Origin of the sequence: Psychrobacillus sp. FSL K6-1415 (assembly GCF_038003185.1) — a bacterium.
Taxonomy (GTDB): Bacteria; Bacillota; Bacilli; order Bacillales_A; family Planococcaceae; genus Psychrobacillus; species Psychrobacillus psychrodurans.
The window spans coordinates 1771268-1795345 of record NZ_JBBOOQ010000001.1 but is presented as its reverse complement, the minus strand read 5'-3'; the positions used below and the strand labels follow the sequence as shown (position 1 = coordinate 1795345).

Annotated in this window: 26 protein-coding genes; all 26 read right to left on the bottom strand. The window is 36.3% G+C overall.

Translation table 11 applies throughout. The features are described 5' to 3' along the window. Nucleotides 1–15: 15 nt before the first annotated feature. On the bottom strand, nt 16–462 hold the full coding sequence (locus MKY60_RS08365) for a YpiF family protein (protein WP_093494660.1): 447 nt from the start codon (nt 460–462) through the stop codon (nt 16–18). Between the two features lie 12 nt (nt 463–474). After that, nucleotides 475–1026, bottom strand: coding sequence for a ReoY family proteolytic degradation factor (locus MKY60_RS08360; protein WP_090561758.1), 552 nt, complete (start codon nt 1024–1026; stop codon nt 475–477). 20 nt (nt 1027–1046) lie between these two features. Beyond that, nucleotides 1047–2291, bottom strand: a complete 1245-nt coding sequence (locus tag MKY60_RS08355) for a tetratricopeptide repeat protein (RefSeq protein WP_340929475.1) — start codon at nt 2289–2291, stop codon at nt 1047–1049. A gap of 187 nt (nt 2292–2478) precedes the next feature. After that, nucleotides 2479–3768 carry a 3-phosphoshikimate 1-carboxyvinyltransferase gene (gene aroA / locus MKY60_RS08350; RefSeq protein WP_340931076.1) on the bottom strand — a complete coding sequence of 430 codons (1290 nt, stop codon included), beginning with the start codon at nt 3766–3768 and terminating at the stop codon, nt 2479–2481. Between the two features lie 15 nt (nt 3769–3783). After that, complete coding sequence (locus MKY60_RS08345; protein WP_093494657.1) at nt 3784–4884, bottom strand: prephenate dehydrogenase; 1101 nt, start codon at nt 4882–4884, stop codon at nt 3784–3786. Next, nucleotides 4884–5984 carry a histidinol-phosphate transaminase gene (gene hisC / locus MKY60_RS08340; protein WP_093494656.1) on the bottom strand — a complete coding sequence of 367 codons (1101 nt, stop codon included), beginning with the start codon at nt 5982–5984 and terminating at the stop codon, nt 4884–4886. The genes MKY60_RS08345 and hisC overlap by 1 nt, the downstream gene beginning before the upstream one ends. 22 nt (nt 5985–6006) lie before the next feature. Continuing rightward, on the bottom strand, nt 6007–6369 hold the full coding sequence (aroH, locus tag MKY60_RS08335; protein ID WP_093494655.1) for a chorismate mutase: 363 nt from the start codon (nt 6367–6369) through the stop codon (nt 6007–6009). Beyond that, the gene (gene aroB, locus MKY60_RS08330) at nt 6362–7456 is read right to left on the bottom strand and encodes a 3-dehydroquinate synthase (RefSeq protein ID WP_093494654.1); all 1095 of its coding nucleotides are present in this window, start codon (nt 7454–7456) and stop codon (nt 6362–6364) included. The genes aroH and aroB overlap by 8 nt, the downstream gene beginning before the upstream one ends. Nucleotides 7457–7458: 2 nt before the next feature. Beyond that, complete coding sequence (gene aroC / locus MKY60_RS08325; protein ID WP_340929473.1) at nt 7459–8640, bottom strand: chorismate synthase; 1182 nt, start codon at nt 8638–8640, stop codon at nt 7459–7461. Between the two features lie 289 nt (nt 8641–8929). Continuing rightward, complete coding sequence (locus MKY60_RS08320; RefSeq protein WP_090561772.1) at nt 8930–9700, bottom strand: CheR family methyltransferase; 771 nt, start codon at nt 9698–9700, stop codon at nt 8930–8932. Between the two features lie 344 nt (nt 9701–10044). Continuing rightward, the gene (ndk, locus tag MKY60_RS08315; protein WP_090561775.1) at nt 10045–10491 is read right to left on the bottom strand and encodes a nucleoside-diphosphate kinase; all 447 of its coding nucleotides are present in this window, start codon (nt 10489–10491) and stop codon (nt 10045–10047) included. A gap of 145 nt (nt 10492–10636) precedes the next feature. Further along, entirely contained in the window at nt 10637–11611 is a 975-nt protein-coding gene (gene hepT, locus MKY60_RS08310; protein ID WP_241598809.1) for a heptaprenyl diphosphate synthase component II, read from the bottom strand. Nucleotides 11612–11629: 18 nt separating this feature from the next. Continuing rightward, a complete protein-coding gene (locus tag MKY60_RS08305) occupies nt 11630–12334 on the bottom strand; it encodes a demethylmenaquinone methyltransferase (protein WP_093494651.1) in 705 nt (234 codons plus the stop codon). Between the two features lie 3 nt (nt 12335–12337). Further along, a complete protein-coding gene (locus MKY60_RS08300) occupies nt 12338–13099 on the bottom strand; it encodes a heptaprenyl diphosphate synthase component 1 (protein ID WP_090561781.1) in 762 nt (253 codons plus the stop codon). Between the two features lie 54 nt (nt 13100–13153). Beyond that, nucleotides 13154–13375: a trp RNA-binding attenuation protein MtrB gene (gene mtrB / locus MKY60_RS08295; protein ID WP_090561783.1), complete on the bottom strand. Its 222-nt coding sequence runs from the start codon at nt 13373–13375 to the stop codon at nt 13154–13156. Nucleotides 13376–13442: 67 nt separating this feature from the next. Then, the gene (gene folE, locus MKY60_RS08290; protein WP_090561785.1) at nt 13443–14012 is read right to left on the bottom strand and encodes a GTP cyclohydrolase I FolE; all 570 of its coding nucleotides are present in this window, start codon (nt 14010–14012) and stop codon (nt 13443–13445) included. 236 nt (nt 14013–14248) lie between these two features. Beyond that, nucleotides 14249–14521 carry an HU family DNA-binding protein gene (locus MKY60_RS08285; RefSeq protein WP_090561787.1) on the bottom strand — a complete coding sequence of 91 codons (273 nt, stop codon included), beginning with the start codon at nt 14519–14521 and terminating at the stop codon, nt 14249–14251. A gap of 172 nt (nt 14522–14693) precedes the next feature. Then, nucleotides 14694–16172, bottom strand: a complete 1479-nt coding sequence (gene spoIVA, locus MKY60_RS08280; protein WP_090561789.1) for a stage IV sporulation protein A — start codon at nt 16170–16172, stop codon at nt 14694–14696. 762 nt (nt 16173–16934) lie between these two features. After that, nucleotides 16935–17645, bottom strand: a complete 711-nt coding sequence (locus tag MKY60_RS08275; protein WP_241598807.1) for a hypothetical protein — start codon at nt 17643–17645, stop codon at nt 16935–16937. 13 nt (nt 17646–17658) lie between these two features. Next, nucleotides 17659–17868 (bottom strand): DUF2768 family protein, encoded by a 210-nt coding sequence (locus tag MKY60_RS08270; protein WP_269915712.1) that lies wholly within the window; start codon nt 17866–17868, stop codon nt 17659–17661. 378 nt (nt 17869–18246) lie between these two features. Beyond that, on the bottom strand, nt 18247–19266 hold the full coding sequence (locus MKY60_RS08265) for an NAD(P)H-dependent glycerol-3-phosphate dehydrogenase (protein ID WP_241598806.1): 1020 nt from the start codon (nt 19264–19266) through the stop codon (nt 18247–18249). Between the two features lie 30 nt (nt 19267–19296). Then, complete coding sequence (der, locus tag MKY60_RS08260) at nt 19297–20607, bottom strand: ribosome biogenesis GTPase Der (RefSeq protein WP_090561795.1); 1311 nt, start codon at nt 20605–20607, stop codon at nt 19297–19299. A 100-nt stretch (nt 20608–20707) separates the two neighbouring features. After that, a complete protein-coding gene (gene rpsA, locus MKY60_RS08255) occupies nt 20708–21856 on the bottom strand; it encodes a 30S ribosomal protein S1 (protein WP_093494648.1) in 1149 nt (382 codons plus the stop codon). Between the two features lie 93 nt (nt 21857–21949). Beyond that, nucleotides 21950–22537, bottom strand: coding sequence for a lysophospholipid acyltransferase family protein (locus tag MKY60_RS08250; protein WP_090561800.1), 588 nt, complete (start codon nt 22535–22537; stop codon nt 21950–21952). Nucleotide 22538: 1 nt separating this feature from the next. Beyond that, nucleotides 22539–23213: a (d)CMP kinase gene (gene cmk / locus MKY60_RS08245; protein ID WP_093494646.1), complete on the bottom strand. Its 675-nt coding sequence runs from the start codon at nt 23211–23213 to the stop codon at nt 22539–22541. Nucleotides 23214–23404: 191 nt separating this feature from the next. Next, on the bottom strand, nt 23405–24052 hold the full coding sequence (locus tag MKY60_RS08240; RefSeq protein ID WP_093494645.1) for a flagellar brake protein: 648 nt from the start codon (nt 24050–24052) through the stop codon (nt 23405–23407). Nucleotides 24053–24078 lie beyond the last annotated feature (26 nt).

Here is a 24078-nt window from a genome sequence, read left to right as displayed (position 1 = left end):
TGAAACAAATTGTCACTAATTCGCCCATTTTTTCGCGAAAATAGGAATAAGTTGTCGTAATTGATCTTCAAGTACTGAGTTTCTCATTTTTTGGTCCATGGAATCCAGTGGTACAGATGGAATCCAAATAATATTTTGTTCCTCTCCCATTGTACTCCACTCTCTATCAGAAGTAACGTAAAAGATATGCTTGAAGGATGCTTTGTTTAGTTCTTCCTGCCAATCTTTAAATACCAATTGCTTGTCCTGACTTTTTGTATAGGAGAAGGAAGGAAATAAAACAATCCTTCCTTTGAATTGATTTTCAATTACGTTTGCTAGGGACAGTGTGAAGTCAGCTGCAGATGCTGCAAATTGGAAGCCCTCATCTGAGCCATCAATTTGTATTAATGGAATCACTGCTGTGTCTATAAATTCTTTTTGTGCTTGATATACTGTGCTATCTTTTCCGTTCCAATGCATTTGTAACCTCTCCTAAACCTCTTTTTGTTGTATTTGTTTCCACAATGAAGAAAGCTCCATGAATTTTTCTTTGTTGTTATCATCTATCGCTTGATCAATCTGCTTTTTTAATTGTTCCACTTGAAATGAATACAAGCTTTCACTAACTATATCCTCGGCTATCAATTTATCTTTTTCACTAATCTGCAAATATTTCGGCATATATGGATTCTCTTCTAATACCGCCAAATACTCAGGACTAGGTGGCATCATTTGAAAGTTCAATTGAATGTACATATCTTCTTCTGGATGTAACCGCAAATCATGGAAGGACTTTTCAGCATCAGCAGTCATGATACTTCCTTTGTAAAAGCGAAATGGGATACCTGAGGACGTCGTAACCGACATTATCATGGCTCGAGGACAATAATGCGCCTCCTCCACAAAGTGTACATTATTCAACAACGTTTCATGGCTTATCAAGTAATTCAAGATCCACACGCACTCTCTTCTTTTCATCTGATACTTTTTTAAAAACCACCGAACAAATTCTTTTTTCTCACCAACTGAAACAGAAGCAGTCACGTAACCTCTCCTTCCTTCATTTATTCAAACATTTCAAACCATTCACTATTTTCAGGTTGAAGTTTTTGTAAAATTAACACAATATCTTTTGCCTCTGCTCTTTTCCCTTCTTCTAAAAGGAAATAAACGTATTTCTCTAAAAAAGGAACATCCTCTTTATGTTCAGTATATGCAAGCTGATAAAATTCGTATGCTTTTTCGTAGGATTCTAATCTTTCATACGCAGCTGCTAAAAATGGATACATTGCAGACCATTCAAAATGCTCTTGCTTCAACGTTTCATAGAGTTCCACTAACTCCTCATCTTTCTCTTCTGTTGAAAATAAGGAAGACAAAATGAAAATAGCATCCATATATTCTGGGTCAAGAGCAATTGCTTCTCTTAAAAAAGTTTCTGCTTCTTTCACTTTACCCAATTTCAAGGAAATTTTACCTGCAAATAAATAATATTCTTTTTCATACTCATCACGAACGATACCATCTGTAATTGCTTTTAAAGCATCCTCATTTTTTTCCAGCATGGCATAGGTCTCAGCGAGAAGCATATAGCCTGAGAAGTAGTCAGGATCAATTTGAAGGAGATCTTCTAATTGTTTTGCAGCAGTTTCAAAATGCTGTACCTGGAAGGATGCATAGGCAGCATGGAAAAGTACGTCTGGGGCAACTTCTTTTTTCAGTGCTTCTGTATAATATGGAATCGCTTCCTCATATGCTGCCCCAGCACTATAGATTTCTGCTAGCTTAAGCGATAAATCTACTGCTTGTATAGAATCCTGATGAGGCAGTAAATCCTCCATTACTCGTGCTGCCTCTAGGTATCGACCAGTTTCAAACAACAATTCACCTTTAGCATACATTAGTAAAGGTTCTTTTGGTAATAGCGTGATTGCTTCATTTATCTTTTGTTCTGCAACCTCATATAACCCAATCATTTGATAATAGTCAGCTAATGTAAGTAGGGCTTGCGGGTATGCATCGCTAGTTTTTTCGATAGTTGTTAGCATCTCTAGAGCTTCATCTTCTTTATCCATTTCTAAATAAAGCTGGGCTTGATCAATCTTCAATTGATTTTCTTCAGGAAATAAAAACTGAAGATGTTCTAAGACAGTAATAGCTTCCTGTATAAAACCAAACTGCGTTAGTAAATCTGCAAGCTGGTATTGCTCATCTGGATCGCCATTCAATAAAAAATTATCAATCATTGTTACTAGTTTTTCCATGTTTCCTTCTTCCATCGTCTGGATAAAAGGTGTCAAGTTTTCCATGTTATCACCATTCTTTCATTATACCTTTATCCTACAAGAACATTTGTTTTTGAACAAGAAAAAAACCCTCTTCTAAAAAAGAGGGAATTTATTTTTTTCATTTATTAATGGTGTAAAACACCCGTGATGTTTAACTATAAAGGTGTTCAGCTAATGATCAGTAAGGAACCTTTCTCTAATCTAAGATTCATTTGATCACACTCGAAATATCTTCAAAAAATGTAGGGTATGAAACAGCAATACATCCCGCATTGTCAATTGTGACAGGTTCTGTTGTTATGAGGGAAGCTACTGCAGCCATCATACCAATGCGGTGATCTCCATATGTGAGAAGATCTCCGCCATGAAGTGTTGTCGGTCCCTCTATTATCATTCCATCATCTGTGGCAGTAATATTTGCACCTAGTTTCTTCAACTCATTTACTACTGCATCAATTCGGTTCGTCTCTTTTACTTTAAGCTCTTCTGCATTTTTAATAACAGTTTTCCCGTTAGCCTGTGTAGCGAGCAAGGCTATTATAGGTATTTCATCGATAAGTCGAGGTATGAGTTCTCCTCCAATTTCTGTTCCAACTAAAGGAGAGGACTCAATTTCAATTGTCCCCATTTCTTCGTGACTGCTATTTGCTGCGTCATTAACTGTAAAAGAAGCACCCATTGCTTGCAGAACATCCATAATGCCTGTTCTGGTTGGATTTAACCCTACATTTGTTAAAGTTAACTTACTACTAGGAACAATTGCACCAGCTACTAGGAAGAAAGCTGCTGAGGAAATATCACCAGGTACGACAACGGCTGTTCCATTAAGCTTTTGTCCACCAAGAAGTCTTATCGTCTTATTATCAACGGCAATGTTCGCACCAAAGTGTTTTAGCATTTTCTCTGTATGATCCCTAGAAGTTTCTATTTCTTCAACTACTGTTTCACCGTTTGCATTTAAAGCTGCTAGCAATATTGCAGACTTCACCTGTGCACTAGCTACAGGCATCGTATAGTGAATAGCTTGTAATTTAGTACCTTCTACAGCAATAGGAGTAAACTGACCATTTTCTCTCCCGATTAGCTTAGCATTCATTTGTTTTAGAGGATCTGTAACTCTTCTCATTGGACGTTTTTGGATTGATTCGTCACCTATTAATACCGAAGATACCGATGAACCAGCTAAAATTCCAAGCATTAAGCGAGTAGTTGTCCCCGAATTCCCCGTATATAATATTTCATCAGGTTCTTTCCAGTGTGTGATTCCCTTACTAATGATTTTTACTTTGTCACCTTCTATAGATATTTCTACCCCAAGCTTTTGAAAGCAATCAATCGTACTTAAGCAATCATCACTTTGCAAAAAGCCTTCAACTGTAGTAGTCCCTTCTGCAATAGCTCCGAACATGATAGAACGATGCGAGACAGATTTGTCCCCAGGTATACGAATGGTGCCCTCCAATGAGGGCTGCGCATAATCTAATTTCTTGCTAGTTATCAAGATCATTCCTCCTTAAGAAATATACGTCTCATACGTTGTATTATTGGCAATACAGTCTACCGCTTTAGCACGATCATCTATTGATTGAAAGCTTATGACAAGTATTCCGAAAACGTCCTCACGAGTTTCTACAATTCGTAAGTTTGTAATACTAATACTGTCTTTAGCTAAATATCCTGTAATCTCCGAAATAACACCAGGATAATCAGGTACATCAACATAAAGGTCAAAAGAGCTAAACATTGCCCCTTGTGCATTTATAGGAAGATCATCTCTTACTCTTTTAGCGGTAGCAAAATATTCTTCTATATCACTAGAATCTGCGTATGTTAGTAAGTCCTGTAATCTACTCATTTCATTCGTCCATGCATGTAATTGATTACGTAGTTCTTTACGATTTTGAAGCGTTATATCTCTCCATACAATCGGGTTTGCAGAAGCAATTCTCGTTATGTCTCTAAATCCTCCGGCTGCAAGTTGTTTTGTAAATGGATATAGTTCGTTTTCAAAAGATAATTGATGCACAAGTGAGGCGGCAACTAAGTGGGGGAAATGACTAACTACAGCAGTCATATGATCATGTTCCTCTGCTCCGACTTTTACCAACTTCGCTTTCGTCACCTGCAATAAATCTATCAGAACTTGAATTCGTTCATAAGATTCGTCTTCAAAAGGTGTGAGCAAATAATAAGCATTCTCAAAAAGAATCGGTCTGGCAGCCTCTACACCACTTTTGTGGGAGCCCGCCATGGGATGTCCACCTATAAACGTAATGCCCTTTTCTCTTAATGAAATGGCAGCTTTCATAATTTCTTTTTTGGTACTTCCCGTATCCGTAATAATTACTTGGTTCTTTAGTTGCCATTTTGGTAATTCATTCATTAATCGGATTGTTTCACTTACTGGAGTAGCAAAAACAATTACATCCGAACACTCCGTTCCATCTTTCATGTTTATGACTATTTCATCTATGACACCAATTCTTTTCGCTGTTCTAAGGGTATGACCATTTTCATCATACCCAATTATTTTCACATCTTTATTGCGTTTTAATCCAAGTGCTAGAGATCCACCTATTAATCCGAGACCAATAATAAAAACTGTTTGCTGCATTATAAGACGCCTTCCTCTTTTAGAACTTCATCTAGCTTTTCTAATAACTCGCTATTTTGCTGTTCTGTTCCAATTGTTATACGAAGGTATCCTGGTTTCCCTAATGCATTCCCACTTCGAACGATAAACCCTCGCTTCATTAATCCTTGGAATACTACGTCACTATTAGCTTTGACTTCCATTAAGATGAAGTTTGTTTGGGAAGGAAAATAATCTAAATTTCGTTCCTCGCAATATGCCACGAATTGAGCTTTTCCAGTGTTATTTTTCTCTTTACATTGTTCTATAAACGCTTGATCTTCTAATCCAATAAGGGCTACCTGCTGACTTATAATTGTATTATTAAATGGCTCCCGAGTTGGTTCTAGTTGAGCTATTACTTCTTCTGAACCAATCGCATAACCAATTCGAAAGCTTGCAAGTCCATAAGCTTTAGAAAATGTACGCATTATTAATATATTTGGGTGTTTTTCTAATAATCCAAGAGAATCCTTGTAGTTATTGTCTGTTATGTATTCTGTGTATGCTTCATCTAAAACGATCAATACATCCTTTGGCACTTTTTCAATAAAATCTTTCAATTTATCGCTAGGTGTTAGTGTCCCTGTTGGATTGTTTGGATTACATACCCAAATGATAGCGGTGTTCTCATCAATCGCTGTAAGCATATTGTTTAAATCATGCTCCCCGTTATTTGTAAGGGCGATTTCACGAACTTCTGCTCCTTCAACAATCGCATTATGCTTATATTGACCGAATGTTAAATCTGCCATAATAGTATTCAACCCAGGTCGTAAAATAGCTCTTGATACGATTAAAATATTCTCGTCAGAACCATTACCAAATAATAATTGTTTTTCAGAGATGTTTAAATGATTCGCTACAGCTGTTCTTAGGTTTGAAGCATATCCATCAGGGTAAATGGCAAAATCTAATTTCGCATTTGCGAAGTATTCTTGTACTCTTGGTGAAGCACCGTATGGATTTTCGTTAGATGCAAGTTTCGTCACTTTTTCTAAGTTATACATTTTCTTTACTTCGTCGGAAGTTTTGCCAGGCTGATATGCATGTAACCCATTAATCTGTTGTTTGAATTTCATTTTAACCCCTCAGTTCTATAGTTTATTTGAGTAAATCTGGTCTTAACTGTACAGCGTTATTTAAATAAATATGTTGTATCTCTTGCTGCGGTTTTGTCGTATTTACATGCATTAGTAATCGTATACACTTTTCCAACGCTCCAGGAACGTTCATTTCATGAGTGCACATTACTGGGACATACGCCCATCCTTCTATGCCTCGAACAGCTCTTGCAGGAAAAGCAGAAATAATATCCGTCGTAGTAGATATGATGACTGAAGCGATATCCTCTGGTAAAATACCATTTGATTTTGCCATTTCTTCTACAAGACGCCTAGTTTCCTGAAGTACTAATTCATTTGAATCCTCTGTTACTGTAGTTGCTCCTCTTACGCCTCTAATCATTAGTTACCTCCTTAACCCATTGCCGCAGTTGTTCATCGGACCTTTTAATTTCTTCCACCGAAATTATTTGCACAAATGGATTCCCAATTTCTTGAAGCAGCGCAAAATGTAGTTCTCCATTTGTCGTTTTCTTATCTTTTTGCATAAATTTAGATAAACTTTCAAATGAACACTGAAGCACATGTTCAAAATTATAGCCAAGTCTTTTCGCTAAATCATATACTTTTTTGGCATATCCTTCTTCCACATTTCCATGAAGTTCACTTAGCATTAACGCTGGAATCATTCCAATCATAACTGCTTCACCATGCGTGATTTTACCGTAACCTACAGATGCTTCAATTGCATGACCATATGTATGACCAAAGTTCAAGAATTTACGATAAGATTGTTCCTTTTCATCTAATTCGACAATACGAGCTTTTACTAGAATTCCTTTTTCAAGCCATTGTAATAATTCTTTATTATTGATTGCCTTTAAGTTGGGAAGAGCAATAAATTCATCCATCCAGCTAGCATCACTGATAATCGCATGCTTTATAACCTCTGCAAGGCCAGAGCGAACTTCTGCTTCTGGTAACGTTTTTAAGAAATGAAAATCATATAAGACTTCCGAAGGTTGATAGAAAGCCCCAATCATATTCTTTCCATTTGGGTGATTGATCGCAGTTTTACCTCCAACGGCACTATCATGTGCTAGTATAGTTGTTGGAATTTGATAAAAAGGAATACCACGCATAAATGTTGCTGCCACAAATCCAGTCAAGTCCCCAACTGCTCCCCCTCCTAATGCGATAAGAGCAGAATTCCTTGAACAATTTTCTTCCAGCAAAAAGGTTTGGACTTGAAAATAGGATTCAAACGTTTTGCATGCCTCACCATTTGGAACAATATAAAGTTTAAAAGACAGATTAAAATTAGTACGAACATAGTCTTCATGAAGTCTCCAAACATGTTCATCCGTGATTATCACTAGTTGATCATATTTTTTAAAATCTGCTGCTCGTCTTTCACAAAAAGATTGTAAAATATTCTCTCCTAAAAAAACTTCATAAACAGAGTCTTTCGTTTTTACTTGGATAGACATCATTAAAACCCCTTTGTATATGCTCTATGACTCTCTATATCTGCAAGTAATGTATCTATTTTATCTCCATGAAAGGTTTCTAATACCGCTTGTGCAATCTCCCAAGCAATAACTGCTTCAGCAACTACTGAAGCTGCTGGTACCGCACAGCTATCAGATCTTTCAATACTAGCCTTGAACGGTTCCTTCGTATCAATGTCCACACTTTGAAGCGGCTTATAAAGCGTAGGAATTGGTTTCATCACACCACGGACTACTATTGGCATTCCCGTAGACATCCCGCCTTCAAGTCCACCTAGACGATTTGTATCGCGTGTATATCCTTCTACTTCATTCCAAGAAATTTGATCATGAACTTGACTTCCAAAAAGGTTAGCCATTTCAAATCCTAATCCTACCTCTACACCTTTGAATGCATTGATGCTCATCATCGCCATTGCCAACTTGCCATCTAACTTACGATCATAATAGACATAGCTTCCAACTCCAGCTGGCATACCAGAAACGATTACCTCTACCACTCCACCAATCGTGTCTCCAGCTTTTTTTGCATTATCGATTGCCTCTACCATTCGGGCTGATGCTTCCGGATCTAAACAATATACCGGATCTGCCTCAACAATCTCACGAATTGCTTCTACTGTTTTGCCATTAGCTAGACTTAAATCGGCTTCAATCCCACCAATTTTCGTCACATGTGCCACGATGGATATACCTAGTTTACTAAGCAATTCTTTTGCAACAGCTCCTACAGCAACTCTTACCGTAGTCTCGCGCGCAGAAGATCGCTCTAGAACATTTCGTAAATCGCGATGACCATACTTCATACCTCCAACTAAATCGGCATGACCAGGACGAGGTCTTGTAATTTGTCTTTTAATATCCTCAGGGTCTATTTCTTCTCCAAGAGGCTCAATCCCCATTATATTCGTCCAATGCTTCCAGTCATCATTATTTACAACTAGGCAAACTGGAGATCCTAATGTTTTCCCGTGGCGTACACCTGAAGTAATAGCAACTGTATCTTTTTCAATTTGCATACGTCTTCCACGACCATGTCCACCTTGACGACGTTTTAATTCTTTATTTATGATTTCACTCGTTATTTCTAATTGGGCTGGTAACCCTTCAATAATCGCTGTTAGTTGTGGTCCATGTGACTCACCTGCAGTTAAATATCTCACAGCACTTTCCCCCTTCAACTCGCTAAAGTATTTGTTTTTCACTATAACAAAATTTTAGAACAATGTATACAAAAAATGTGTAAGTATCTTTTAAAGGCTCGTTGAAAAATAAAAATCATTCCGCAACTGAAGTCAACCTTTGTTCATTGAACATTGTCTTGACTTATCTATACTTTCTTTTCATTGATCAGTTACCACTTTTCTTCCATTATTGCTGAATTCGTAAGACCTTCTATTCATTATCTTTGCTTAGAAGAAAAACTGTCCGGAAATTCTCGGACAGTTCTTCTTATTTTTTCCGATAAAAAAAGGTATCTTCCGTTTCAAATCCATATTTTCCTGGATTGAATATTTGCTCAGTACTACCAACAAATAGTATTCCGCCGGAACGAAGGGAATCGCTAAAGTTTTGATAAATTTGATCTTTTGCTTCCTCTGTAAAGTAAATCATAACATTTCTACAAACAATCAAATCAAAGTTTTTATCATATGTATCTTTCAATAGATTATGTTTTTTGAATGTTACCGTTCTTTTAACTGCATCACTCATCTTATAAAATGGAGTTTGGTTCTCAAAATGCTTATTCTTCATATCAGTTGGAACCTCGGCTAGGGAACGTTCAGGGTAAATGCCTACTTTCGCACGTTGGATTGCATTTTCATCTAAATCCGTTGCGTGTATAGCAACTTGAGTTAAAGGAACATGATTGGACAGAACCATTGCAATGGTATAAGGTTCTTCTCCAGTAGAGCACGCTGCACTCCAAATTTTTAGCCGCTTATTTGTTTCTAATAATTTTGGAAATATTTTAGTCTGTAATATTTCCCAGCGTTTCGCATTCCGATAAAACTCCGAAACATTGATTGTCATCCTGTCTAGAAATTCATTCATTAAATCTCTATTTGAGTCGAGAGCTTGATAAAATTCAACAAAATTTTTATATCCCTTTTTTTCATACAACGAAGTTAGTCTCCGACGCATCTGCGCCTCTTTATATGCTGCAAGATCAATGCCTGTCTTTTTCTTAATGGAATCCACAAATTTAATATAATCCGGCAAAATGATTTCGCCCCCTTCTAAAACCTATAATTAGTATATCCTATACGCAGCATTTCGAACATACTAAAAAGACAGACAAATATGAACACTTACCTACCATTTAGTTTGTTGTGTGTGAGTTTCTCTCGTTTAGGTCAATCCTCCTTGGATAAAACGAGTTGCCCCTCCTTTATACTCCAACCTCTCTTAAATAGATCGATATGCCATTCGAATAACAATGTATTTCTCGATTAGCAGTTATTCTCTCTCTCATTTAAGCTTAATCTCATCTCACAGCTTCTTTTTTCAGAACAAAAAAAGGTTGTTTATGAATGAAGTCATAAACAACCTTTTTCTATTTCTTATTAGTTAATCCAGTTGTTAGCATCTTTTTTGTATGATACTAGCTCTTCTTGCTTGAAGAATAATCCAATTTCACGTTCAGCGCTTTCAGGAGCGTCAGAACCGTGGATAATATTTTTCCCTACAGTTACTGCGAAATCACCACGGATAGTTCCTGGTGCAGATTCTTTAGGGTTTGTAGCACCCATCATTAAACGAGCAGTTGAGATAACATTTTCGCCTTCCCAAACCATAGCGAAGACTGGTCCAGAAGTGATGAATTCTACTAATTCTCCGAAGAATGGGCGTTCTTTGTGCTCGCCGTAATGTTGTTCAGCAAGTTCAGTAGGAATTTGCATTAATTTTGCTCCAACTAATTGGAATCCTTTTGCTTCAAAACGACCTACGATTTCACCGATTAAGTTACGTTGTACGCCATCAGGTTTTACCATTAAAAATGTTTTTTCCATAGTTAACACTCCTCGAATATATATAATGGACTTTATTCTCCACCGTTACAAATATTATCATTATAATGCATTATTTTCAAATTAAATTAACAACTTAGTTTTTCGCTACAGAGTTCCGAAAGGAAGCAACTAATCAATCTTCCTCTTAAAATTTCCTTTTGCTCATGAATAGCGCAATATTTTGTAACGATTTCTTCGCTGAATTTGCCGGTAATTGCTTAACCTCATCTAGTGCTTTTTGTAAGTATATATTACTTATTTGTTTGGCACGTTCAATACCGTCTGATTCGCGAATTTTCGTTAACAATATTTGTCGATTGGTGTCGCTAATCGTTCCAGCTAAAATATCACTTAATAAAGGTTCAATGGCTGGATCGTTTTTAACGAATAAAACAGGCAGAGTAATATTGCCCTGCGCGAGATCAGATCCAGCAGGTTTGCCTAATTCCTCGTCAGAAGATGTGAGATCTAAAATGTCATCAATTATTTGAAATGACATACCAACATAATATCCAAACCGCTTCAAATGACTAACAGTTTTTACATCTGCTTTGGAAGCAATTGCACCTAATTCACAGCTGGCTGATATTAATATTGCCGTTTTTCGTTTAATTCGACGTAGATAGTCTCTAACTGTTTGCTCAAGATAGTGCTTATCCTCAATTTGAATAATTTCACCAATACAAAGTTCCACCATTGTTTGAGATAACACTTCATGTGCATATGTATTTTGTAAATCTGTTATGTATTCAATTGCATTTGCAAAAAGAAAATCACCTGTATACATCGCAACCCGATTGTTCCATTGCGCCTTTACAGTTTCTCTGCCCCGTCTGGTTTCTGCATCGTCTATTACATCATCGTGGACGAGAGATGCCATATGAATGAGTTCAACTGAAACAGCCACACTTTTTATTGAGTCTATAGAGTAATTTCCGAATTTCGCTGCAAGCAAAACGAAAACTGGTCTAATTCTTTTACCTCCAGCAAGTAGTAGATGAAGAGACGCTTCATTCAATAAGTGAGAAGAAGAATTCACCGCTACAGCTAATTCTTTTTCGATGATTTCAAGATCCGATTTTAAATCGGAATAGAGTAACTTCAACTTCATCTTGTCCACGGTTACAACCTCACTCACTTAAATATCTTTTTTATATCCAATATGTCTAGCTGCCGCTCCACCACTATATGGTTTACTAGTTACATTGACCAAACCCACTTTTTCAAAGAGCTTTGTTAAATCAGCTCTATTTGGAAATTCTTTAGCTGACTCCTGTAACCATGAATATTCTTTATAGCTTTTAGCAAATAGTTTTCCGAATAGGGGCATAATATAACGGAAATAGAATCGGAACAATCCATTAAATAGTTTAGAATCTGGTGTAGATGTTTCTAAACATACAACCATTCCACCCGGTTTAACAACACGGTTCATTTCACTTAATACTTGTGTATAGTCGGGAACATTGCGTAAACCAAACCCAATCGTTACATAATCGAAAGAATTATCTTCGAATGGCAATTCCATAGCATTTCCTTGAATTAACTCAATTTGCGAAATATGCTTAACTTTTTCTAATCCAACATTTAACATGTTCTGACTAAAATCTAATCCTCTTACTTCGCCAGTTGGTCCTGTTGCCTCTGCCAATGCGATTGTCCAGTCTGCTGTTCCGCAACATACGTCTAATGCTTTGCTTCCACGTTTTACTTGCATAGCCTTCATCGTATCTTTTCGCCATGCTTTATGTTGTTGAAAGCTAATAACCGAATTCATTGAATCATAATTATCGGATATCTTTTCAAAAACTTCATGTACATGTTGTTCTTTTGATTTTCCCACGATTTAACCTTCTCTCAACTGCTTTTCTAAGGTGCATCTCATTAATTTATCTAACAGTAGGCCTTTCAGTTGATCTTGCAATAGCTCTGAGTTAGTTATTTCTTCCTTGAGTAAAGACTCAACTTTTTCTATCTCCACCTGTAGCAAATTAATATTGGCTTGTAATTGACTAGATTTACTAATGTAAAATGGTTTGCCGCCTTTTTCATATGCTTCTAGTTCTCTTTTTAGAGCAATGAGTAGCAATGATTCTTTCATAACGAATACATATTCATGAAATGAATAATATTCATATAATTGTTCTATAGATTTAGATTCAATCAGTTGGATAGATTGTATGATTTCCTCAAAGCTATATAATTGTCGATCATAAAATCTAGTCTTCTGTTCAGATATAGTTGCGACACCATCCGACAATTGTTGGATTAAGTCTAATTGTTTGTCACTAGCTAGTAACTGGTAATACTTCCCACTATAATAGTCCCCAGCTAATACTTGGAGTTGCTGTTCCTTAGTGGTTGCATTCAATTCTTTTACTAAGTCGTGAGCAGCTAGGGCAGAAAAGATAAGTGTAACTGCAATGGCAGATTTACTTTGGGACTCATCCCATTCTTCCCCATTAAATAGTGGTAAAAGTGTAAAAAACAAACGCTCTTCATCAATGACAGGAGCCCCGGTATATTTTAACAAAGTACTATGCTGTACTTGTTTGAATATGCCATCTTTATACTGCTTTATATGTTGTTTGATCAATGCTTCGTTCATACACTTTACTCCATTTCCCAACTGCGCTTAATCTGTCTATCTGTATATTTTAATTTATTTTTTAGAATCGGATTGTATAATACCATTTGCAGAATGGATTGATGCTTTCCCTCTGATCTTCATGGCCGACGTATGTTCGGTAAATTGGGCAATCATAACTTCACCATTATCCAGTTTTTCAGAATGATGAAATTTTGTATCTGTTCCTCTTGTAAGACCGATTACATGAACTCCGTCTTCCTCTGCTTTTATCAAAATATAATCTGAACTAGACATATTATAGTCTCCTTTGTTCACAGTCTTTTTCCATCATACCATATTCTAAAGCCGACATCCAAAGGTGTTACTTCATCTTTATGAATGAAAGTATTTCTGAGCGCTTCACATCGTCAGTTTCTAAAATTCCACGTGCAACAGCAGTAATTGTTTTTGCACCAGGTTTTTTAATACCTCGCATTGTCATACACATATGTTCTGCTTCCACTACTACATACACACCATGTGGATTTAGCATTTGCATTATATCATCCGCTACGCTTGAGGTGATTCTTTCCTGTAGTTGTGGGCGTCTTGCTGTAGTTTCAACAGCTCTAGCAAGCTTACTTAAGCCCGTGACAACCCCATTACGAGGAATATATGCTACATGTGCTTTACCGTAAAAGGGAACTAAATGATGTTCACACATGGAGTAGAACGGTATGTCCTTTACTAAAACTAACTCTTCATGTTCTTCGTTAAAGACAGTTTTAAAATATTCCTTTGGATCCTGATGTAAGCCTTCGAACATTTCTGCGTACATTTTAGATACCCTCTTAGGTGTCTCTAATAATCCTTCTCTATTTGGATCTTCACCGACTGCTTCTAAAATCATTTTAACAGCTTCTTCTATCTTGTTCAGATCGACTTTTGTCATCTGTAGACCCCCTAAAACTATGTATTATATCAATTGCATCTTAGCATATGACATAATTATAATAAATAAATTTATTCTAATGTCATATCTGCATATTTTATCTCGTTAATAGCTGAAATTCTTTTTTTGGGTTATAGAGCTTAACAATCGAACAATCTGATAACAGAACTTAATTGAAAAGAACGGCTACCGTGAAGCAAGCTCCACAATAACCGTTCTATGTACTACAACATCAGTTATTTAACTGCGTCTTTAAGTGCTTTACCTGGTTTAAACGCAGGTACTTTGCTTGCAGCGATGTCGATTTCTTTACCTGTTTGTGGGTTACGTCCTTTACGTGCAGCACGTTCACGAACTTCAAAGTTTCCAAAACCGATTAATTGTACTTTTTCACCATCTGCAAGAGCAGTTTGAATTGATTCAAATACAGCTTCAACAGCTTTAGAAGCATCTTTTTTAGAAAGTTCTGTAGCTTCTGCAACAGAGTTAACTAGTTCTGTTTTATTCATACCATTCACCTCCTCTCAAAGGAAGATAGCTTCAATCCTGTAAAAAGAGTATCACAACCAAAAAACCTTCGCAACACAATTTACACGAGTTTAGCTAAGTTTCCTCAAAAAAAGGACATTTTCACACAATAACAGGACTTTTTGCATACTCGCAAAAAGTCCTGTATTGACTTCACAATATAAATGTGACCATCCCTCGGTCACCTTCATTTACCATTCGTTCAATCGTTTCTCGCATTCTCTTCTTCGCTACGTCAGAAACACTTTCTGTTTTATAACGTAAACTTTCTTTTAAAACTTCCACTAGAGAAGTTCCAAAAACCTGTGTTTGCCATAAAGCATCTCGGTCGTGTAAATACCCATGTTTTAAATCCTTTAATAATTGCTGACTATGAAATTCAGACCCGATTAATGGTGCGAATTCAGCTTCCATATCTACACGTATAATGTGGAGAGAGGCAGCTTTTGCTTTTAAGCTTACACCATAGAAATTATTTTGTTTGATAATTTCGGGAGCAGTAGGCTGAAAATCTTGAATTGTTGGTAATGATACGCCATAACCATGTTTTTTCGCTGCTTCCAAAGCATCTGAAAATTTATGATATGCCTTCTTTGCGGTAGATGCTTCTTTAACGAACAGTAGCCAATCCTTCTTCGACTCAATAGGTTCCTCTAACCATTCATCGCAAACTTCCTGAAACACTTCGGGTTTTAAGCCTATTTGGATACATGCTGACCCTCTACCGGGATTTGCTTCTACAACTTCTGCTGACTGGATAAAGGGAACTTGCTTGAATCTAGAAGCTAATTCTTTCACGTCTTTCATTTTGGATACTATTTGCAGCCATTCTTGTAAGGAGGAAGTGATAGCATTATTGACAAAATGGTCAGGTTCTAACACATCTGTCCAATCTGGTTTTACTAATTCGATATCCGTGATCGGAAATTCATAGAGTGCTTGTTGGAGTATGTATTGAATTTCCTCAGCAGTCATACGATCAACGGCAGTTGCAATTACAGGTACTTCATGCTGTCTTTGTAATTCTTCACTTAATTGAATCGTCTCTAAATGACCTGGATTTTTGCTGTTTAGAACGATAACGAATGGTTTACCAATTTCCTTTAATTGTGTAATTATTTGTTGTTCTGCACTTTCAGCTGCCATACGAGGAATATTATTAACTGATCCATCCGTTGTAACAACAATACCAATAGTAGAGTGATCTCTAATTACTTTGTCTGTCCCAATTCTAGCAGCTTCCTCGAAGGGTATTGCTTCGCTATGCCATGGTGTATGCACAAGCTTTTGCCCTTCTTCACCAGAGTGCGTTTTAATGCCATCGATCATATAACCGACACAGTCTACTAGTCTGATCTGTAAGCGTAGCTGATCTTCTCCTAAGTGGATATTTGTCCCGTGTGCTGGTACAAATTTCGGCTCCGCTGTCATAATCACATTACCTGGAGAACTTTGAGGCAATTCATCTTGTGCACGTAGTCGCTCGGCCTCTTCCTGAATATTCGGGATTACTACTAACTCCATTACACGTTTTACAAAAGTAGACTTACCTACTCGGACAGGGCCGACTACACCAATATACACATCTCCATTCGTTCTTTCTGCTATCTGTTCATACAGTTTACTCGACATGGATACTCTCCTTTCTTAGCAATTTAATATATGCACAAAAAAAACGTTTCATGCATATCGCACGGAACGTCCTTTTCAACTTCTAGAAACGAATGATTATTAATCCTCATTGTCTTGCTCAAATGCATCTTACAGCTAGAAATAGAAACTGTTACTTAAATACTAATATTAGTTAATAATAAAATGTGACAAAACCATTTATTAATGGTATTTGAAACATAGATGCAATTATTTTATTGTGATTTATAGATGTAAAGATTTTCAATTTATATAAGTTTAAATGATTCTATTTCACAAAGAATATTATATAGTTAAATCCGAACAACACTGATTTCCGCTCGTGCTGTTACCACTGGAGTCACCGCCTACCACTCCAATCAACGGGATCGCCTTAAAAAACGAATAATATATGGCGATATTAAGTAAACATTCGCATTTGGTAAATGAAACAAGTAATTATGAAATTGACTCAAATAGTAAATATTTATCCGATTAGGAAAGAAAAACACAATAACATTTATATTTCGAGAACCACAGGATAAAAGTCAAATTCACTATTCTCTCTAATAGTTTTTTGAAGGTGGACTGACAGAGAAATGTCATAAAATTATCAAAAAAGTGATTCTGATTGCAACATCCATCACAATCAAAATCACTAAAAATTCACTTGGTAATAATATAACATCAAGAATGATCAAGACATTTTGAAAACAATTTAAACAGTTTCCCACTTTAAATTTAAGTCTTTATAACTATTTTTTCTTACTTACTCAACATAAAAACTGGCTCATTTTGTTCATTAATCGTGTAGGGAAGGGAATATGCAGGAACAATTGCAAAATTATCCGTTAACAAAAAACGAATGTCATCTCCCGGTTTTATTTGCTCTTCTGTTTCTTCGAGTAATCTATTCAATTCTATTGAGTAATCAACATAGACCTCCCCATCGCCAGTAGCAACAATCGGTAATTGAGTATCAGAATATGGACTTTGAACGGATAATTCACTATCATATCCCATTTTTTTATAGTCCAACTTATAAACACCTTCTACAATGGTCTCAGCAATAGGTCCGAATCCATTTATCCCTTTTCGATGGTTAATGTCACGAAGGGTATCTGCAATACGTAAGTCTACTAATTTAACAGTAGGATTCTCTTCTACATTCATTAGTACATATTGATAAATACCCCCGGCTTCATAAGAATTAGCAGGAGCCTCTCCAAGTTTAGATGGAATGATTTTACTAAAGTCAATTGGGTATTTAATGTATTGGTCAGTTTCCATATCGCGTGTTTTTATCGGTAATAGTCCACTGGAATCTTCCTGAAAACTATCAACAGCATTTTGAACTGCTAACAGTTGATCTTCATATGGCAATAAATTTTCAGGTTCATAACCACTTTTATAACTACATCCAGCTAAAAAAATCACTAACATAATTACAGCAGCAAAAAGTTTAAAGTTTTTCATAGGAATCTCCTTACTAAGCCTTAGTTGGGTTAGATATTATATAAATCATCGTAATGAAACCTATAAACAATAATATGTATGCGATTAAACCTAATATAAATTTCAAGAATTTATTTTTCAGTTTATTCTTTACGAAAAACATAAATGCCATAGCTAAAAACATACAACCCATAGATCCAAACGATATCCACATTTTATCCATTGATGATACTAATAACACCACAACAACTTCCACACCTTTCTTCAATAAAAATACAAAACAACTAAAAGTGCACAATGCCAATGAAAGCCCCGACAACTTGCTTATATGACAAGCTTTACTCCGGGGTAAGCGTTGGTAGAATTTCACGTGAAGACGACCCTTTGCAAAAAAGTTATTCTGTCTAAGATCGTGACACCATGTAACAACCAATGACTACTATGCCTCATCCAGCTTCCCTGAAAGCCCGATGCGACTCAGGAAACTAGGCGTTGAAGATAGACAAATTCTAACAAAAAGTTTGGGGCAACACTTACAAGGAACTATTTAATAAACAACATTTCAAGTATACAGTCAAAAAAGAGTTGTTATTATCAACAACTCTTTCCATTTGTGACAAATTTAGAACGTTTTATAATCTTCTAATTCGTGTTTTTTCGTGCGGTGCATCAAAATATCTACTGCCTCTTTAGGATTGACCTGTTCAAATAAAACGGAGTGCAAGGCTTCTGTAATTGGCATGTCCACTCGTTGCTTAGTAGCGAGCTGATATGCTGCTTTTGTAGTACGCACACCTTCTACGACCATTCCCATCTCTTCTAACACAGTATCCAGGGTAGCCCCCTTACCTAACATATTACCAGCGCGCCAATTTCTTGAATGCACGCTTGTACATGTTACGATTAAGTCACCCATACCTGTTAATCCAGAGAAAGTGTATGGTTGCGCACCAAGACTAATGCCTAGACGAGATATTTCTGCAAGCCCTCTAGTTATTAGAGCCGCTTTTGCATTATCTCCGTATCCTAAACCATCAACAATTCCAGCTGCTAATGCAATTACGTTTTTTAAAGCCGCACCAATTTCTACACCGATTACATCATCGTTTGTGTAGACACGGAAAGATTTGTTCATAAACAAATCTTGAACCTTCTCGGCTGCCAGCATATTTTCACTTGCAACTGTAATAGTTGTTGGATGCTCTAAGACAACCTCTTCTGCATGACTAGGACCAGATAATACGACTATTGCTTCCGTAACACCCGCAGGTAACTCTTCCTCAATCATTTCTGATATTCTTTTTAGCGAATGCGGTTCAATCCCTTTAGAAACATGCACAAATAGTTTCTTCTCATCCAAGATAGTTAACATGTTTTCGCAAACTTCTCTAATCGCTTTAGTTGGCACAGCAATCACAATAACATTTGCATGTTGAATTGCTTTTTGAAAGTCACTAGTAGCCTTTAGATTAGCTGGCAAAATAGTGTCAGGCAAATACTTTTTGTTTGTATGGTTTATAGTTATTTCTGTTGCCTGTTCATCTCTGTGTGACCAAAGTAAACAATCATGGTCATTGTTTGCAAGAACCATTGCAAGGGCTGTTCCCCAACTTCCTGCACCCAGTACAGTTACTTTTTCCATCGCTATTTCGCTCCTTTAAAACTAATAGGATTAAGTTCTTGCGCGTGTGATAATCCGGATTGGAGTACCCTCAAAGTCAAAGGACTCTCTTATACGATTTTCTAAAAATCTTTCATAAGAAAAATGCATCATCTCTGGCTCATTAACAAATACAACAAAAGTTGGCGGTTTAATAGCCACTTGAGTTGCATAGTAAATACGCAGTCTCTTCCCTTTATCAGTTGGAGCTGGATTTCTCGCTACAGAATCTTCAATTACCTCATTCAATACAGATGACTGAACACGCATTGCATGATTTTCACTTACCTGATTAATGACCGGTAACAGTGCATGAACACGTTGTTTCGTTTTAGCAGAGACGAAAACAATCGGTGCATAGTCCAAGAATTGGAAGTGATCTCTAATTTTTTTCGTCATCACATTCATTGTTTTGTCATCTTTTTCAATAGCATCCCATTTGTTCATGACAATAATAACTGCTTTTCCAGCCTCATGTGCGTAACCAGCAATTTTTTTATCTTGTTCTTGAATACCTTCTTCTGCATTCAAAACAACTAAAACAACGTCAGAACGTTCAATCGCCTTTAAAGCACGTAAAACACTGTATTTCTCCGTCGTTTCATATACTTTCCCTTTTTTACGCATACCTGCTGTATCAATCATTACGTATTCTTGGCCATCAAAAGAGTATTCCGTATCAATCGCATCTCTTGTTGTACCAGCGATATCACTTACGATTACACGATCATGTCCTAAAAATGCGTTTATCAAAGAAGACTTCCCTACATTTGGACGTCCAATTAGAGAAAATTTAATAACTTCTTCGCCATATTCTATATCTTCTACATCTGGGAAATTCTTCGCTACTTCATCTAGCAAATCACCTAATCCAAGTCCATGGGAGCCTGAGATTGGGAAAGGTTCACCTAATCCTAAAGCGTAAAAATCATAAAGCATATCACGCATATCCGGATTATCGATTTTGTTAACAGCTAATACAATTGGTTTTTTAGTTTTATACAAAATTTTAGCAACATATTCATCTGCTGAAGTTATTCCTTCCCGACCATTAGTCAAGAATATGATAACATCAGCTTCGTCCATCGCTATTTCTGCTTGCTGCTTAATTTGTTCTAAAAATGGTTCGTCGCTTAATTCAATACCACCTGTATCAATAATATTAAATTCATGTGTCAACCAATCGGCAGAACTATATATACGATCACGTGTAATACCTGGAATGTCCTCCACAATTGAAACACGCTCTCCTACGATTCGATTAAATATAGTCGATTTGCCAACATTTGGCCTACCAACGATTGCTACTACTGGTTTTGTCATTACTTTTTCATCCTTCCAACTTCGTCTAAGTTGTATTATACAACAAAAACACAAAAACAGGCGACTTTATTGAAGTCGCCTGTTCAATATATGGTATTTTTTAGTTATTGTTTGTAAAGCCTTTCAGCTTGTCTCCTAATACATCACTTATAGAGAATCCTCGTGATTCTTCAGGCATTTGATAATCTTCTATATTGTATTTATCTTCATTTTCAACTAATTCTTTAATGCTTAAAGAAAGACGTTTATCAGCCAGGTTAACTTCAATCACCTTAACTTGTACTTCTTCACCCTCTTTTAAGACCTCTTGTGGATTACTAATATGCTTATGTGCAATTTGAGAAATATGCACAAGCCCTTCAACTCCAGGGAATACTTCTACAAACGCACCATATGAAACTAGACGTTTTACTTTCCCCGTAAGTACTGCTCCTTTTGAAGCTTTTTCTTCCACTTCAGCCCATGGTCCAGGCAATGTATCTTTGATAGATAGAGAAATTCTTTCTGCATCACGATCGATAGATAAAACTTTTACTTTAACTTCTTGCCCTTCTTTTAAAACGTCTGCAATATTTTCTAAATGCTCGTACGAAATTTGTGAAATATGAACAAGTCCATCCACTCCACCAATATCAACAAATGCACCGAACGATGCTAGACGTTGTACTGTACCTGTTAAAATGTCACCACTTTTGATGGATTCAAATGTTTGTTGCTTGCTAACAGATTTTTCATCTTCTACAACTGCTTTATGAGAAAGAATCAGTCTATTTTTATCCTTTTCAATTTCCACTATTTTAAAAGTTATTACTTTCCCTTTATAGTCTTCAAAGGACTCTACAAAATGATCCTCTATTAATGAAGCAGGGATGAAACCACGGACACCTAAATCTACTACTAGTCCGCCTTTTACTACTTCTTTAACCTCTGTTTCAATAATTTCTCCAGATTGGAATTGCTGCTCTAACTTATCCCAAGCTTTTTCCGCATCCACTCTTCTTTTAGAGAGAACAAAATTAGTTTCTTCCACTTTAGTAATCATTAATTCCAATTCGTCACCGATGGAAACGGAGTCGGATGCTTTTTCAATATGCAAGCTAGATAGTTCACTTATAGGAACTATTCCATCATAAGGTGCTCCTTCAATTGTTACGATTATAGATTTCTCATCTACTTGTGCAACAGTTGCTTTTACTAGTTCACCCTCTTTAAACTCATTCGTGTCGTTTAAGTTCATTTCTTCTGACATATGATATTCCTCCTTCACAGCGTCTCTATTCTATATTATGCGAATTGGCACAGAATTACAAAAGGAAGCACTTTTCAAATTAAAATTTTCTAATTATTTTGATTGGTGCTCTTTTAATAATTGAGCAATATTCTCCATTATTACTTCTGTAACTTCATCTGCAGAAGCCTTTCTTTCACGATAAGGTTTAATATCAATTGGTTCGCCGTATACAACTTTTAACTTTTTAAAAGGTTTATAAGGACCAATTATAGCGCAAGGAACAACATTTGCTTCTCCGCGTAATGCGAAGAACCCCGCTCCACTAAATCCCTTCCCTAACTTGCCATCTTTACTTCTTGTCCCTTCAGGGAATAATCCTACTACTTCCCCTTCTTTTAAAAGCTTTATAGCTGTTCTGAGGGCATCGCGGTCACTTAGCCCTCTCTTAACTGGGAAAGCATTTACACCAGGTAAAATCCCCTTTAATAGTGGGACATTAAATAATTCTGCTTTCGCCATAAAATGGACTGGCCTAGGAGCAAGTATCCCTACTACTGGTGGATCTAATGCATTAATATGATTGGAGCATAATAAAATACCACCATCTTTTGGGAAATTTTCGGTTCCAATAACTTCAAATCTATATATTGGTTTTAATGCCGAAAAAACAACCGTCTTTGCAAAGGAATATATATTCAAATTAGGACATCCTTTCTTTTGCAAGTTGCATAATTTTTTCAGATACTTCTTCAACCGTTAAGTACGTCGTGTCTATATAAATTGCATCATCTGCCTGTATTAAAGGTGATGCTTGTCGTTCACTATCTAACTTATCTCTAAGCGCAATCTCTTGTTTAAGTTCTTCTAAGTTGGTTTCAATTCCTCTATTTTGGTTTTCTAGATATCTTCTATTTGCTCTTTCTTCTACACTAGCACTCATAAAAATCTTTAGCTCAGCATCCTTTAATACATGGGTACCAATATCTCTACCATCCATTACAATGCTCCCATTTTTACCCATTTCCATCTGTCTTTTAACCATTTCTTCTCGTAATGTTGCATGTGCAGCAACCGCTGATACAGATGCTGTAACTTCTTTCGAACGAATTTCCTCAGTGACAGCCTTATTATCAAGAAACACCAATTGACCGGTTGGAGAAGGTTTTAACTCAATAAAAGTATCCTTTAATAAGTATGTTAATTTATCTTCGTCTTGCAAATCTATGTTTTCTTGTAGTGCTTTATACGTGATTGCACGGTACATTGCACCTGTGTCTACATATGTATACCCTAGTAATTCTGCAGTCTTTTTTGCAATCGTACTTTTACCTGCTGCTGCAGGGCCATCAATGGCTATTTGTATTTGTTTCTTCAATCTATTTGCCTCCACTCTATTCCTTTACATTTTATCATAGAACTGTATTAATGAGAAAAAAGCAAGTGTCCAAATGATAATTTGTGTTAGATTTCTCAAAAAGCCTTTTTTAAACTTGACTGAAATTTCTATCAAAAATTTTAAGAGGCTACCCAAAAGTTATACTTTTGAACAGCCTCACTTCTTTTCATTTAATTCATCGTTTTCTTTCGAATCGATAGTTGACGCTCAAAACAAAATCTTACTATTTGTTGTTTATCTAGGTCATCCGTATCTGTAAAGTTTAAAGAAGCAATAGTAAGTGATTCTTTTTCCCAAATCCTAATTACTTGGGCTAGAGTTGTGACATATTTAAGGTCTCCATTGTTAAACAATAGAGGAATTAGTAATGTTACTTCGTCTCCAGCTTTAAAGTTGACTGGTTTGTTCAAGATAACAGCGGATCCACCGGCGCTGATATCATCTGTAACGAATTGGTATCTTTCCTCTTCAAATTGTACAGAAATATCGATAGAAGTACTTACACGAACAAAATCTCTACGCTGAATTCGCAAAAATTCGGAATCTGCTGGAAGCGCAAGTCTAACCATTGGTATTTGTTTTGATTTTTTTCCTAATACCTCTGTTTGAAATGCATAAACTGCCTTTGAATCTTCTACAAAAGTTGCTCTTAGCTGCATGCCGTCCATTAAAAAAACTGTCCTATTGGATATTGTATCCGTCGGGTAATCGATATAAATAAATTGTTCGTCTAGATCAACCACTTTACATCGATACTTTTCTGTTTTATCAGTAAAGGTTGGCTCTAACGTTAATTGTGTACCAACTTTGATTTTCATAAGCAACCCTCTTTAGTGTCATAATA

Coding starts and splice junctions, on each gene's coding strand:
- MKY60_RS08345 (WP_093494657.1), bottom strand. CDS start 4,884: ATGCAGCAAACAGTTTTTATTATTGGTCTCGGATTAATAGGTGGATCT.
- ndk (WP_090561775.1), bottom strand. CDS start 10,491: ATGGAAAAAACATTTTTAATGGTAAAACCTGATGGCGTACAACGTAAC.
- MKY60_RS08265 (WP_241598806.1), bottom strand. CDS start 19,266: ATGGAAAAAGTAACTGTACTGGGTGCAGGAAGTTGGGGAACAGCCCTT.
- folE (WP_090561785.1), bottom strand. CDS start 14,012: ATGACAAAAGTCGATCTGAACAAGATAGAAGAAGCTGTTAAAATGATT.
- mtrB (WP_090561783.1), bottom strand. CDS start 13,375: ATGTCTAGTTCAGATTATATTTTGATAAAAGCAGAGGAAGACGGAGTT.
- MKY60_RS08240 (WP_093494645.1), bottom strand. CDS start 24,052: ATGAAAATCAAAGTTGGTACACAATTAACGTTAGAGCCAACCTTTACT.
- MKY60_RS08285 (WP_090561787.1), bottom strand. CDS start 14,521: ATGAATAAAACAGAACTAGTTAACTCTGTTGCAGAAGCTACAGAACTT.
- MKY60_RS08355 (WP_340929475.1), bottom strand. CDS start 2,291: ATGGAAAACTTGACACCTTTTATCCAGACGATGGAAGAAGGAAACATG.
- aroH (WP_093494655.1), bottom strand. CDS start 6,369: ATGATTAGAGGCGTAAGAGGAGCAACTACAGTAACAGAGGATTCAAAT.
- MKY60_RS08275 (WP_241598807.1), bottom strand. CDS start 17,645: ATGAAAAACTTTAAACTTTTTGCTGCTGTAATTATGTTAGTGATTTTT.
- rpsA (WP_093494648.1), bottom strand. CDS start 21,856: ATGTCAGAAGAAATGAACTTAAACGACACGAATGAGTTTAAAGAGGGT.
- hisC (WP_093494656.1), bottom strand. CDS start 5,984: ATGAAATTCAAACAACAGATTAATGGGTTACATGCATATCAGCCTGGC.
- der (WP_090561795.1), bottom strand. CDS start 20,607: ATGACAAAACCAGTAGTAGCAATCGTTGGTAGGCCAAATGTTGGCAAA.
- aroB (WP_093494654.1), bottom strand. CDS start 7,456: ATGTCTATCCAAGTAAAAACGAAAGACTCTGTTTATGAAGTTTTTTTA.
- MKY60_RS08365 (WP_093494660.1), bottom strand. CDS start 462: ATGCATTGGAACGGAAAAGATAGCACAGTATATCAAGCACAAAAAGAA.
- MKY60_RS08300 (WP_090561781.1), bottom strand. CDS start 13,099: ATGAACGAAGCATTGATCAAACAACATATAAAGCAGTATAAAGATGGC.
- spoIVA (WP_090561789.1), bottom strand. CDS start 16,172: ATGTCGAGTAAACTGTATGAACAGATAGCAGAAAGAACGAATGGAGAT.